Genomic DNA, 11,954 nt, shown 5'->3' with positions numbered 1-11,954 from the left:
AGGGCACCATGACCGGACTTATCTTGCTGCTCATCTGCATCCTGCTGATCAGCCTGTCGGTGTGGCTGTTCCAGCGCGGGCTGCGCCAGGCCGGCACCGACCGCGTGCTGGAGCGTCTCGCCGACGGCCAGCCGTTGCCCCAGGAACCGAACGGCAGCTGGATTGCGCTGGAGCGCATGTTCCAGCGTGCCGGCCTGGGCAAACCCACCGATCGCCTCGGGTTGTGGCTCAGTTGCTGGGCCGTGGGCATGTTGCTGGGCTACCTGCTGGCCGACTGGCTGGGTTTGCTCACCCTGTTGATAGCGCCGCCGCTGCTGCTGCGCTTGTACATTGCCTGGCGCTACCAGCGACGCGTGCAGCGCATGATCGAACAATTGCCGCAACTGCTGGACCACAGCGTGCGCAGCCTCAAGTCCGGCCGCACCCTGGCCGATGCCGTACTGGGTGCTATCGACAGCACCGAGGCGCCACTCAAGCAGGCCATGAGCCGCATCCAGCGCAACGTGCAGATGGGCGTAAGCCTGCCGGAATCTGTCAGCGACTTTGCCGAGTTCTATGAACGCGATGAGTTTCGCCTGTTTGCCCTGGGCTTGAAGGTCAACCACCGCTACGGCGGCAACGCCAGTGAATTGCTGGAGAACCTGATCAAGATGATTCGCGAGCGTGAGCAGGGCGCACGCCAACTCAAGGCCATGACCGGTGAAACACGCATGACCGCTTATGTGTTGGCGGGCTTGCCCATCGTCATGGTGGGCTACTTCCTGATGGTCAACCCGGGTTATCTGATGAGCATGTGGAATGACGGTACCGGGCGCTATTTGTTGCTGGCCGCGGTGGCGCTCGACATCACGGGCACCTTCGTCATGTGGCGCATGTTGCGGAGTATTTGAAATGGCGATTCTGATCAGCATCCTGCTGTTGCTCGCCGCCGTCGCCTTGATCGCCGGCAACCTGCTGGAGCAACGGCGGCGCCAGCGCATGGTCAGCCAGCGCCTGCAAGGCCACCTGACCCGCGAAGACAAACTCGGCAGCCTGATGCGCCAACTGGGCGCAAGCCAGGTGGCCCAGCGCTCGGTCAGCCTGGACAACGAAACACAGACCCTGCTCAACCGTGTGGGCTGGCGCAAGGCCAACCAACGCTCGATGTTTGCCGCCTGCCAGGTCGGCGTACCGATCGTGCTGCTGGGCCTGACCCTACTGGGCCAGCAACTGCTGTTCCCCCATGCCGGCTCGCCGTGGATCGCGCCGGCGGTGGCCCTGGGGATTGGTTACCTGCTGCCCAAGCGCGTCCTGGCCCTCAGCGCCAAATATCGCCAGGAACGCATTGCTCGGGAAATCTCCACGTTCATTCCGCTGCTGCGCATCCTGTTCGAATCCGGCATGGCGGTTGAGCAATCACTGCGAGTGTTGAGCACCGAAGCCCAGCGCCTGCTCCCTGACTTGACCCATGAACTGCGCCTGATCCTGGCGCGAGTCGACTCGGGCCTGGAGCTGTCCGAGGAGCTGGGCAAGACCGCGCGCCTGCTGGCGGTGGACGAGTTCACCGACACCTGCATCATTCTTCAGCAACTGATTCAGCAGGGCGGCGGCGCGATGAAGTCGCTGCTGGCGCTCAAGCAATTGCTCGATGACCGCCGCCTGACTCGCCTGCAGGAATACATCTCGAAAATGTCGGCGAAGATGTCGGTGGTGATGATGGTGTTCCTGTTTCCAGCCTTGCTGATTGTGCTCGGGGGCCCGGCCATGATCGCCATCTCCCGCGCCCTGAATAACTTCTGAGGAGTCTGTTATGAAGCCACTGATTGTCGCCATAAGCGTGCTGATGCTGGGTGGCTGCGCCAGTAATGGCCTGGCTCCGTGGGCCGGCTTGCTGGCGCCCGGCAGTTGCCCCAAACCCAGCTCGGACCAGGAGCTGTCCTTGAACCTGGCCGACGACATGGCCAACGAAGGCAAGCTGCACGCCAGCCTGGCCAACCTGCAAAACCTGCCCGCTACCTTGCCTCAGGTGCGCCAGCGCCAGGCCCGCGCCTATCGCCTGCTGGGCCGCACCGAGGCCGAGCCGTTGTACCGCAGTTTGCTCGGCACCTGCCTGGCCGCCGATGGCGAGCACGGCCTGGGGCAACTGGCATCGGCCAAGGGCGACAATGGCCAGGCCATGGCCCATCTGCAACGTGCGGCACGCCTGGCGCCCACCGACGAAAAAATCCGCAATGACTTGGGCGTGGTGTACCTCGATCAACTGCGCCTTGAAGACGCACGCTTTGAATTCATGACCGCCATCGAACTCAAGCAGAGCGATCAATTGGCGGCGGTGAACCTGGTGACCTTGCTGATTTACCAGGACAACTGGGAGCAGGCCGCAAAAGTGGTCGGCCAACTCGGGCTGAGCCCCGAGCAAGTGACGCAGGCCCAGGCACGCGCACAACGCATCAAGGGGGCGACTGCGGCAACGGTACGTCCATCCAAAGACCAGGTAGCGGCCGTCAGCGACACGCTGCCGGCGTCTGTGAAATAGGGAGTCGATGATGAAAATCCATTACCTCGCCAGCCTCGCATTGCTGGCCCTGCCCTACGCAGCATCGGCCATCGAGGCCGGGCCCTCCTCCCCGCAACAGGCGGAAACAGAAAACTGGATGGCCCTGCAACTCAGCGGGCGCGCAGCCTCGGCCAACCCGCAAAAGACCACGCCGGCGGAACGCGAGCAGGCGCTGAAGCGCTGGCTGGACAGCAACAAGCATCCGATCCCGGAGTTCTTTGATCAGAAGGTGGGCGGGTCTGCGCAGAGCGGGAATAAATAGGGTGACTGTGGGAGGGGGCAAGCCCCCTCCCACATTGAATCTCTACCTGCTTTTGCTCTGCCGTTGACTGGGCTTTCAGTGCGCCGTCACCCGCTGGCCCATCGCCGAGTTGCTCGGTGACAACGCCAGCGCCAACTGTGTGCGATTGTGCATATGGGTCAGGCGCAGCACCTGGGACACATACAGCTTGACCGTGTTCTCGGTGATCCCCAGTTCACAGGCGATCTGGTAGTTGGTCTGCCCCTTGCCGACCAGGCGCGCCACGTCCAACTGGCGCGGAGACAACTGATTGAAGATCGCCGGGATTTCCACTGGCCCGGCTTCGTCAGCCATCGCCTCGCCGTCGCTGGCCTTGGGCGCCGGGTTGCGCCGCACCTTGTCCAGGTCCATATACAAGTCATTGATGGATTCGGACAGGTACTGCAACTTCTGGTTAAGCGTACCCAGTTGCAGGTCCTTTTGCCGCTCCTCCAATGCCGCTTCCTGGCGCTTGAGGCCTTCGAGCAGTTCATCCAGGTTGATCGGTTTCTGGTAGTAATCGGCGATCCCTGCACGCAGGGCCTTGATCACATCCTGCTTATCGGCGCGCCCGGTGAGCATGATCGCTTCAAATGCACGATGCTTGCCGGCGACGCGTTGCAACGCCTGAACCAGTTCGATGCCATCCATGTCCGGCATATGCAGATCGCACAGCACCAGGCCGATCAGAGGGTCTTCGCTGAAACGCTCTATAGCTTGTTTGCTGGACTCGCACGGGACACAACGGTACCCGCTGCTTTCAAGAAATTCACAGAGCTCCTCTACGATTAACGGTTGGTCGTCGACTACGAGCACTTTTACTGCAGATGTAAGCTTGTTCACGCGCTACTCCATGCCTGGCAAGCCAAAAGGTGACCTATCCTTTCTGACGAAAAATCCCACAACCACTCATTAAACGTAGACGTACTTTCTGACTATGTACATACGACTAATCAACTCGAACGACTAGTGGATCCAAAGCCAGCAGGCGGCATAACCTGTTAGAACAAAGGGTGCAAAAGGCTGTTTTGTTGACACCTGCGCGTCCCGCTCTACATGGCTTGAGCTAAGCCCTTGATGCATAAGTGCCCAAGCCACCATGGCGATGCCCGCGCCAATCAGAGACCCCAGCAGATACTCGGTATTGGAGGCCAGGCCCAGGGCTGCCAACAACTTCACATCCCCGGCGCCGAAGCGGCCCAACGCATAACCCGGCAGGGTCAGGGCGAGCGCCAGCACCAGGGCCAGGCCGCCATCGCTGCGTGGAGCACCGAGCCACGTCGAGCCGGTCCACAGCAGGTAGATCAACGCCAGTAATCCGACGCCCAGGGTCAGCGTATTAGCAATTTGCCGCTCACGCATATCCTGTAAAGCGCACAGCCCCAACCACAGCAATATCACTACATTCTGGATCACGTAAAAAACATCCCTTTTTGCCGAATGATTCTATGCTGATATCAGGTACTCGCCTCAGGGTAGACGCAGTCATGAAATCAGGCCTCCCGAGAAAGCAAAAAGGTGCGGCGGCGATCGAGTTTGCCTTGGTCTTCGTAATCTTCTTTGCGGTGTTCTACGGCCTCCTCAGCTACAGCTTGCCGCTGCTGCTGATGCAGTCGTTCCACCAGGCGGCGGCAGAAGGCGTGCGCCGCAGTGTGTCACTGGACCCAGGCACCGCAGGCTATTCGGCTTTGGTTGTGCAGCGCGCCAAAGATGCAGCCCAGGCGCAGTTGAACTGGATCCCCGGCTCCTTGAATTTTTTGCCCGGCTACATCACCGCCACTTACACCAATAACTTGCTGACGGTGAAAATCACTTATCCATCAGCCAACATCAAAGCGGTATTGCCGGCCCTGGTATTGCCTGGCGTTGGCACCGTTCCGAACCTGCCCACCAACCTGACCGCTACCTCGAGCCTTCAGTTTTGACGACGGGGGATAAATTGTTCGCACGCCTGCGCGGGCGCAGCAGCGCCTTGGCCCTGGATGCCCCGGCAACGCCTGCGCCGGGCCTGCAGTTGCAACTGGACAACCTGGGCCAAGTGCTAAGCATTGCCGGTAGCCTGCGGCCTCTGCTCGATCAACACCTGGTCAACACGCCCAACCCGCCGTTGCGCACATTGCTGTGCCCAAGCAGCGCGCTGAGTGTCGAAGGTGCACCGCCGCAATGGCAACGACAGGGTCTGGACCTGGACTTTCAGGGTGCCGCCGGCCTGGTTCTGCACACCCGCGGCTGGGTTGAGCCAGAGGGCGACGGCTGGGCCCTGCGTCTGCTGGATGTCACCGACCTGCTGGCCGACCGGGCACGGATGCAACAGCGCGAACAGAACCATCAACTCGCTGGCCTGATGAGCGAACAACTGCGCGTGTGCAGCTTCAACCGCCTGCCACAGGTGTTCAACGAGCACCTGCGCAGCGTGGCCCAGCGCTGGCGCATACCTTGCGTAGCGATGGCGCTGCTCGACGAAGACGATCAGGGTTGGCGCATCTACAGCCAATACGCCGCCCATGATGCCCCGGCCCTGTGGCAAACCGGGCAACATCTTGGCACCAGCCTTGACAGCCTGAACGGCAACATGCCTCTGAACCTGGACATTGCCCTGGGCCGCAGCGAGAACCCGCGCCTGCACAGCATCTTCGGTAATGCCGGCGGATTGCTGGTGCCCTACCGCGACAGCCACGGCGTGGCGGCCTGGTTGTTGTGTGGCTGCTACGACGGCCAGGTGGATCACACCCGCGAACGTGACTGGCTCACCCTGTGCGCCGCCCTCGCCGCGCCACTGCTGAGCCGCCTGCGTGAACAGCGCCACCACCAACAACTGGAACGGGTGGAAGCCTTGCAGGGCCTGCTCGGCACCGGCTGGTGGGAACTGTTGCCCGCCACCCAAGAGATCCAGCTGGCGCCACAATTGCTGCGCAACCTGAGCCAGGAGGACGGCCCCACCCGCCAGGCCCTCGACACCTGGCTCGGATTGATCCACCCCGCCGACCGCCAAGCCCTCAATAGCCGTCTGCAAGATCTGCAAGCCCTGGGCAAGCCGTTGCTGACCAGCGTACGCCTGCAACGCACACAGGCCGAGCAGGCGCCGCTCTGGTATCGCATACAGGGGCAAGTGCTGGGCGTGGGCAGTGAGCGGCGCTGGATCGGCTTCATGCTCGACATCAGCGACATCAAGAACCAGCAACTGCAAGCCGCCTCCGCCCATGCGCGCCTGGACAACCTGATTGCCAGCTCACCGGCGGTGATCTATGTACAGCGCTACGTCAACGGCGCGCTGCACCCGGCGTTTTTCAGCGCCAGCCTGTTACCGCTGCTGGGCTGGACCTTGGCCGAGTGCAACCACGACACCCTGGCAACGCTGATCCACCCCGACGACCGCGAACTCTACTTTGAACGCACCCGCCAACTGCTGCGCGAAGGCACCGTGCGCAGCCGCTACCGGTTGCGCGATAAACAAGGCCATTACCACTGGCTGCTCGACGAAGCCAAGCTGTTGCGCGATGACCTCGGCCTGCCGGTGGAAGCCGTGGGCCTGTGGCTGGACGTGACCGAAGCGACCCTGGCGGCTGAGCAAGTGCGCCAGAGTGAGGAGCGCTACCGCATCCTGGTGGAAGACTCACCGGCAATGATCTGCCGCTACCGGCCCGACCTGATCCTGACCTTCGGCAACACGCCGCTGGCCAACTACCTGGAATGCCAGCCCGCCCAATTGCCGGGCATTGACCTAGGCCAATGGCTGTCGGATGAACAGCGCGCGTCCTTTGTGCAACGCATCGCGCGATTGACCCCCGAATTCCCGGTCAGCACCGCCGAGATCAGCCTGCAACTGCCCGGACGCGAACATGCCTGGTGGGTGTGGTCCGACCGTGGCGTGTTTGATCAGCAAGGCACCCTGGTGGAAGTGCAAGCCGTGGGCCGCGACAACACTGAAGTGCGCCGCTCACAACAACAACTGACCCAAAGCGCCAAAATGGCCACCCTCGGCGAAATGGCTACCGGCCTGGCCCATGAGATCAACCAGCCGCTGAACGTAATGCATATGGCCGTCGTCAACGTGCTCAAGCGCCTGGGCAATGGCGATGTGCAAATCGACTATCTCACCGAAAAACTCCAGCGCATCGACGCCCAGGTGCAACGCGCAGCCCGGGTGGTCGACCACATGCGCGTGTTCGGCCGTCGCTCGGAAATCGAGCAGCAACCGTTCGACCCGGCGCAAGCGCTGGAAGGCACCCTGGCGTTGCTCAGCGAAGGCTTGCGTGGCAAAGGTGTGGAAGTGCGCATCACACCTGCGGACTTTGCGGTGCAGGTCAAAGGCTACGTCGATCAGTTGGAACAGGTGCTGATCAACCTGATGGTCAACGCCCGCGACGCGCTGCTCAGCCAGCGCGAAAAGAATCCCGCACTGCGCCCCTGGATTGCCCTGTACAGCGAGCATGACCGCCACCATGTACGCATCTGGGTCGAAGACAACGCAGGCGGCATTGACCCGCGCCTGCTGGAACGGATTTTCGAGCCGTTCTTTACCACCAAGCCAATCGGCGTAGGCACCGGGCTGGGGCTCTCGGTGAGCTATGGGATTGTAGAAAACATGGGCGGGCGCCTGAGCGTCAGCAATGGCGAGGCGGGAGCGAAATTCTGCGTAGAACTGCCCATCGTCCAGGATCAGATCACCAGGTAAGCCCGGCCCATATGGCAGGTGAGGTTGGCGCCAACTTCGGCGTTGCCCAAGTTGATGCCCAAGGCACTGAGCAACGTGTTGACGATGGGATCAAGGATCGGCGACAGCACGTTCTGGATCAGCCCCACCACCGCCGTGGTGATTGTCGCCAGCAGCCCGGCGACGCCAGCCAGCGCACCGTTGGATACGCTGCCGCTGGGCGGTGCGTAAGTCACCTGCAAGCCATTTAAAGTCGCCGCCAGGCTACCGACGATATTGGCTGTGCCCGGCGCGAACTTATAGGTCGGCGGCGCATTCATCTCGGCAACCGGCGAAAACACCATCGTGCTGGTTTGCGCGGCAATGGTGGAGTTGGCCTTCAACAGCAAACCGCCCCCCACATTGGGTGTACGGGTGGGGCTGCACAACAGCGTCAGGACAACACAGTAGCGCTCGCCAAAATCGATCAGCCTGACAGGCTGCACATTGACAGGTGCGGATGAAGAAAAAGCCGCTACCGGATCCACCGTACCAACCGCCAGGGTAGCCAGGGACGTAGTGGTTTTCACCGTCAAGGATTTGGAGGCCGGCGAGTCGCAATTGAAGTCCGTGACGTGGGTTTGCGCGCTGCCGGCTTCAATGTAAATGGCCAGCGACGTCGTAACATCAACATCAGCCACATTGCAGGCCACCAGGCATAGCACCCCTCCCACCACTGCCGGCAGGTTGAGGTTCAACAAGCCCTTGACCACTTGAGACACCGGCGTACCCAGCCCCGTCAATATGGAAGCCACGCCGGACACGGCCTTGATAATCGGCGCCTGTACGGTCACCAATGTGCGCACTTGCGCAGTACGCACAAAAATCTGATCGGTCGGAGGGACATTCAATAAGCCCTTCTTCGCCAATGCCGGATTGCCAATGGCCGACAACTGCGGCGGCTCAATGACTTTGGTCTGGATCGAAACGTTGCCCACCAGCGGAATAGCGATTTGCGCCGCCGCACTCACGGCATTCTTGCTGCTGGACAACTGCGCCACCGCTTCGAGCAACTGAAACAGTTGCACATTGGTATTGAGCGCCGCCGTCGGCGTGCCAGTGGCGATGTCGATCAGGTCCCCCACCGTCAACAGCTTGGAATTAGGCGCAATCGCTTCAATAGAAATCACGTCATTGATCACCGACGTGACCGCCGCGCCGTTTTTCTGCAAGACCTTGACGGCGGCATCGATCAACTGGGTAGCGGAGACGGCGGTGTTAAGTAATGCATCGTAGTCTCCAGCCTTTACCTGCAAGTCGATCGCTAACTGGTCCAGATAACTGAGCAGGTTGACGTTGGTCTGCAACAAGCCGTTCCAACCGGCTGCCGTGAGCGACAGGTTGCCCCCCAGCAGGTTGCCGATGACCAGGTTCAGTATTGGCGACTTGCTCGAATCGACACTGGCCAGGCTGCTGCGGATCGACAACTGCGCTACCGGAGGAGGCGTCGCCGCGACAGCGGTGGCGCTCAGGTTGATTTGCGCGGTGATCGGCGCGCCACTAAAGAGGTTCCACAGACCGTTGGCGATGCTGCTCATCACCGTGCGCGAAGCCACCACGCGGATCGCGTCGCTCTTGGTGGCATCGGCGGTAAACACCCGAGTGTTCAGGGCGTTGGTGGCCAGGGTCCCGCACGTTACGGCCAAGGTGCGGCCATTGCCGACCACAAAACCATTGCGCGCAGCGTTTTGCGTGGCATAGGCGTTGGCCGTGGTGTTGGCGCCGCACTGACCACCGAGGCCGGCCGCTTCCAGCGCCGAAGTATCGGCAACGGACTGCAGCTTGCGCTTTTCCAGATACAGACGCCCGCTGTCGACCGCCAGCAACGTAAACACCAGGGCCAAGGCCAAGGTGCCTGCCGCCATCAAGCCTATTGCCCCACGCTGCCTGGAACCGAATCGGGGAGACATCGAAGCACTCCTGCGCTAACTCACCGGGGTTGCACTGGAGTGTAGACAAGGGACAGGCAGGTTGCTGGCAACTCGCCACATTGACGACTGATAAAAGTTTCCCTCCCACATTAGTTATCCGATGTTGATTAGTGCGGAGGATAGTTGGAAAGGATTTTGGTCACCGTACTGCGGATGGCCTTGCTGCGATCTTCCGGATTAGGCGTGCTGGCCATCATTTGCTCGTCGCTGCCGCGCCACACCAGTTTGCCGTCCTTGCCGTCGAGCAGGTCGATCTGGATGGTCGCCACTTTATAGGTGATGTTGCGCGTTTCGTTGTACATCGGCGCGCCCCAGTAGCCATTCCATGGGCCGCCCCAGGCGCCGCCGTAGTTGGTGGTGACTTGTTGCTGGCGGTCTTCGACGATCAGGTACGCCTGTACATTCAGGTCGGCCTTGGTACCTGCCGCTGCCGGGCGCAGGCCGCGTTGGTCGAGTTGCTCGCCCACGGCCTGGCGGATGCGCTGCTCGGTAAGGTCGCTCTTGATCCGCGGGTCATCGGGGCGGTACTGCAACGCCGGGTCTTTCCAGGCCCAATTGCGGTAGGCGCCAAAGTCGCGGCTGGCGTCGAAATCGTGGTTGACCTGGTTGCTCTGGCAACCGCCCAGCAACACAACAACAGCAAGTGCAGCGATGCGACCCAACATGATGTTCTCCAGAAAACGACATGAACCTGAAATGAGAATAGCTGCTAACTGGGCGGATAGGCAGCCATTGCCTTCTGCATCGCCTTGCGCAAGCTATCGGCGCGCTCACTCAGGCTGCCCTGGCTGGTGGTTTCTGCGCTGGTGCTCCACACCGGCTGGCGGGTGCGGGCGTCGAACAGGCTGATGCGCGCCACCGCCACCGTCACTTCATAGGTGCGTACCACAGGCACTGTGTTGTACATGCCATAACCGTTGCCATAGCGGTTGTAGCCACTGTAGCCATACCCGTAATCGTCCTGGACCTGGCGCAAGCGTTTCTCCAAACGCACATCGGCACTCACCAGTAGGTCAGGGGCGCGGTTGTCATGCAAGGGGCGCAGGCCGCGCTGGTCGAGGGCGCCGCTGACCGCCTCGGCAATCTGTGCCGAATCGGCCCAGGCCGTACCCGCCGGCAGTTGGCCGTTGAGCCAGCCCCAACTGCGATAGGCGCCATAGTCGCGTACTGGTGCCGGATAGGCGCTGGCATCAAAGGTCGTGGCCGCCTGCGCCGGAGCCGGCGGCATCGGCGCTGAAGCGGCGACGTAAGGGTTGGGGCTGGAGCACGCCCCCAGCCCCAGGGATAACAGGATTAAACCGAGACGACGCATTTCGACCTCCGCAGACTGGGCCGCTTAAACCGGACGGCAGATCCAGTGCAAATAACGCCCAAGCCCGGCAAAGCTTGGGTGACGACGATGAGCGAGCTCCATCTCCAACAAGTCCTGCAAATCGGCGCGGGCCTGGAATTCCATCGGCATGTAGTCGTGAAACACCCGCACCCCACTCTGGCTTTCGACCTGCCACAACCCTTCGAGTTGCGCCGCCAATTCCCGAGGGTCGAGCGGTTGCTGCGGCGTGAGGCTCTGCTTTTCACCGGCCATGTCATTCTTGCGCATTTTGCGAAAGTGGCCTTTGAGCAGGTTGCGGTAAATCAACGCATCGCGGTTGTAGAACGCCAGGGACAACCAGCCGCCGGGCAGCGTCAACTGATGCAGCACCGGCAGGATGGCATGGGGTTCGGCCAACCATTCCAACACCGCGTGGCACAGCACCAGATCGTAAGGCTCGGTGAGTTGGCCGAGCAAGTCTTGCCATGGCGCATGAATAAACGTCGCACTTTGGCCGGCGTCGGCAAAACGTTGGCGCGCACCGTCGAGCATCGGCTCAGCGGGTTCAGCCAAGGTCACCTGGTGGCCGCGCTCGGCCAGCCACAGCGACATATGCCCCAGGCCCGCGCCGATATCCAGCACGCGCAACGGACGATCAGGCAACGCTTCAAGCAAGTCAGCCTGAAGCACCGCCAGGCGAATCGCGCCCTTGGCGCCGCCATAGATTTTCTCGGCAAAACGCGTGGCCAACTGGTCGAAATGACGATCACTCATGGGCAAACCGCCGCTCGCTGTCGGCCAACTTGGCACGCACCACTTCATTCATGTCCAGGCCCAGCTCACTGCACAGCAACAGCAAGTACAGCACGATGTCACCGACTTCCTGGCCCGCATGGGCGAGTTTATCGGCGGGAAGCTGGCGGGATTGGTCTTCAGTAAGCCATTGGAAGATTTCCACCAGTTCGGCCATTTCCACACTGGCGGCCATGGCCAGGTTTTTCGGGCTGTGGAACTGCTTCCAGTCGTTGGTATCGCGGATGCGGTGCAGGCGTTCGGTGAGGTGTTCGAGGTTCATTGGGGGGCTCCTGAATGGGTATAGCTTCAGGGGGATGGGGATTGAAGGCAAGTGAATAGCGGTGGTGTTCTCAAGGGCGCTATCGGGAGCAAGCCCCCTCCCACACTTTGATTTGTGAACACATTTC

The 11,954-nt window shown here is 61.3% G+C and carries 13 protein-coding genes; 6 read left to right on the top strand and 7 right to left on the bottom strand.

What is annotated here, in order from left to right:
• Nucleotides 1–8 precede the first annotated feature (8 nt).
• The 4 genes from LJX92_RS03125 to LJX92_RS03110 are packed head-to-tail and all read left to right on the top strand — an operon-like array spanning nucleotide 9 to nucleotide 2,798.
• Nucleotides 9–890, top strand: coding sequence for a type II secretion system F family protein (locus LJX92_RS03125; RefSeq protein WP_216090688.1), 882 nt, complete (start codon nucleotides 9–11; stop codon nucleotides 888–890).
• A gap of 1 nt (nucleotide 891) precedes the next feature.
• Nucleotides 892–1,779 (top strand): type II secretion system F family protein, encoded by an 888-nt coding sequence (locus LJX92_RS03120; RefSeq protein WP_005784440.1) that lies wholly within the window; start codon nucleotides 892–894, stop codon nucleotides 1,777–1,779.
• A 10-nt stretch (nucleotides 1,780–1,789) separates the two neighbouring features.
• On the top strand, nucleotides 1,790–2,515 hold the full coding sequence (locus LJX92_RS03115) for a tetratricopeptide repeat protein (protein ID WP_228309302.1): 726 nt from the start codon (nucleotides 1,790–1,792) through the stop codon (nucleotides 2,513–2,515).
• A 10-nt stretch (nucleotides 2,516–2,525) separates the two neighbouring features.
• On the top strand, nucleotides 2,526–2,798 hold the full coding sequence (locus LJX92_RS03110) for a DUF3613 domain-containing protein (protein ID WP_223018707.1): 273 nt from the start codon (nucleotides 2,526–2,528) through the stop codon (nucleotides 2,796–2,798).
• A 75-nt stretch (nucleotides 2,799–2,873) separates the two neighbouring features.
• Here the strand turns inward: LJX92_RS03110 and LJX92_RS03105 are convergent, their stop codons facing one another.
• Both LJX92_RS03105 and LJX92_RS03100 read right to left on the bottom strand, forming a co-directional pair.
• Nucleotides 2,874–3,659 carry a response regulator transcription factor gene (locus tag LJX92_RS03105; RefSeq protein WP_032878093.1) on the bottom strand — a complete coding sequence of 262 codons (786 nt, stop codon included), beginning with the start codon at nucleotides 3,657–3,659 and terminating at the stop codon, nucleotides 2,874–2,876.
• 123 nt (nucleotides 3,660–3,782) lie between these two features.
• The gene (locus LJX92_RS03100) at nucleotides 3,783–4,232 is read right to left on the bottom strand and encodes a prepilin peptidase (RefSeq protein ID WP_032878094.1); all 450 of its coding nucleotides are present in this window, start codon (nucleotides 4,230–4,232) and stop codon (nucleotides 3,783–3,785) included.
• A gap of 71 nt (nucleotides 4,233–4,303) precedes the next feature.
• On the opposite strand from LJX92_RS03100, the gene LJX92_RS03095 reads away from it, so the two are divergent.
• Both LJX92_RS03095 and LJX92_RS03090 read left to right on the top strand, forming a co-directional pair.
• On the top strand, nucleotides 4,304–4,741 hold the full coding sequence (locus LJX92_RS03095; RefSeq protein ID WP_032878095.1) for a TadE/TadG family type IV pilus assembly protein: 438 nt from the start codon (nucleotides 4,304–4,306) through the stop codon (nucleotides 4,739–4,741).
• On the top strand, nucleotides 4,738–7,491 hold the full coding sequence (locus tag LJX92_RS03090) for a PAS domain-containing sensor histidine kinase (RefSeq protein WP_228309301.1): 2,754 nt from the start codon (nucleotides 4,738–4,740) through the stop codon (nucleotides 7,489–7,491). Before LJX92_RS03095 ends, LJX92_RS03090 begins: the two co-directional genes overlap by 4 nt.
• On the opposite strand, the gene LJX92_RS03085 is transcribed toward LJX92_RS03090, so the two are convergent.
• The 5 genes from LJX92_RS03085 to LJX92_RS03065 all read right to left on the bottom strand — a co-directional run bounded on the left by LJX92_RS03085 (nucleotide 7,476) and on the right by LJX92_RS03065 (nucleotide 11,827).
• Complete coding sequence (locus LJX92_RS03085) at nucleotides 7,476–9,419, bottom strand: pilus assembly protein TadG-related protein (protein WP_103733869.1); 1,944 nt, start codon at nucleotides 9,417–9,419, stop codon at nucleotides 7,476–7,478. The genes LJX92_RS03090 and LJX92_RS03085 overlap by 16 nt on opposite strands.
• Before the next feature lie 128 nt (nucleotides 9,420–9,547).
• A complete protein-coding gene (locus LJX92_RS03080; protein ID WP_032878099.1) occupies nucleotides 9,548–10,105 on the bottom strand; it encodes a DUF4136 domain-containing protein in 558 nt (185 codons plus the stop codon).
• Nucleotides 10,106–10,149: 44 nt separating this feature from the next.
• Nucleotides 10,150–10,752, bottom strand: a complete 603-nt coding sequence (locus LJX92_RS03075) for a DUF4136 domain-containing protein (RefSeq protein ID WP_228309300.1) — start codon at nucleotides 10,750–10,752, stop codon at nucleotides 10,150–10,152.
• Between the two features lie 24 nt (nucleotides 10,753–10,776).
• A complete protein-coding gene (locus LJX92_RS03070; protein WP_078820191.1) occupies nucleotides 10,777–11,526 on the bottom strand; it encodes a methyltransferase in 750 nt (249 codons plus the stop codon).
• Nucleotides 11,519–11,827 (bottom strand): MazG-like family protein, encoded by a 309-nt coding sequence (locus tag LJX92_RS03065; RefSeq protein WP_003188211.1) that lies wholly within the window; start codon nucleotides 11,825–11,827, stop codon nucleotides 11,519–11,521. The genes LJX92_RS03070 and LJX92_RS03065 overlap by 8 nt, the downstream gene beginning before the upstream one ends.
• Nucleotides 11,828–11,954: the final 127 nt, after the last annotated feature.

The sequence above is a fragment of the Pseudomonas sp. HN8-3 genome (assembly GCF_020790195.1).
Taxonomy (GTDB): Bacteria; Pseudomonadota; Gammaproteobacteria; order Pseudomonadales; family Pseudomonadaceae; genus Aquipseudomonas; species Aquipseudomonas synxantha_A.
This window is presented reverse-complemented; position numbering and strand designations above follow the sequence as displayed.